Raw genomic sequence first — 760 nt, forward strand, 5'->3', positions numbered from 1 at the left:
GTAAGACAGTGGGATCACTTTACCGTTGATGGTGTTTTCTAAACTTAGCAGACGAGTACGAGCAAAGTGCGCGTCATCAGGTTTAATTGCCGCCTCTAATTTGTCAAATGGCAACGTGCCATCTGGATTGTTTTCTATTGGTTGAGGCTGGATAGAACCCAGTACCGCTGCGCCACCTGCTTCATATTTGTAATTGTGCGCTTGCTGGCCGCATAAATATTCATCGCCACGCTCACAATGTGCCATTAACCCTAAAAGGTTTGCTTGCGTGCCAGAAGTGGTAAACAACGCTGCCTCAAACCCTGCTAATTCAGCCGCGAATTGCTCTAGCTCGTTTACGGTAGGATCGTCACCATAAACATCATCGCCAACAGGGGCGCTGAACATTGCTTCGCGCATAGCTTGGGTGGGTTGAGTCACTGTGTCTGAACGAAAATCCATGAATATCTCCTTGGTCCAAATTCCTAAATGTATCCGCAAAGGCGAGCTTTGCTTAAGCAAGCGATGGTTTTGGCATCGGTAATGGTGCCATCAATAATTTTTTCTTCGAGCTGTTCCCGTGACAATGTCACGACTTCAATCACTTCATCGTCGTCACACTCGTAGCGATTGGTTTTGGCTAAGTGTTCCGCGACAAACAAATACTGAATTTCATCACAAAACCCAGCAAGCGGTGTCACTTGACCGAGTGGGGTAAATTTTTCTGCGCTGAAGCCAGTTTCTTCTTCCAACTCACGTTGCGCACAGCAGAGCGGGTCTA

2 protein-coding genes are annotated in these 760 nt (G+C 47.2%); both read right to left on the minus strand.

What is annotated here, in order from left to right; genetic code table 11:
* On the minus strand, window positions 1-441 hold a 441-nt coding region (locus R7Z50_RS26805), incomplete at its 3' end, for a GntG family PLP-dependent aldolase (RefSeq protein ID WP_318149657.1).
* Between the two features lie 23 nt (window positions 442-464).
* The coding region (locus R7Z50_RS26810) for an NUDIX hydrolase (protein WP_318149658.1) at window positions 465-760 on the minus strand (296 nt) is incomplete at its 5' end.

Source organism: Vibrio sp. 1249-1 (assembly GCF_033340495.1).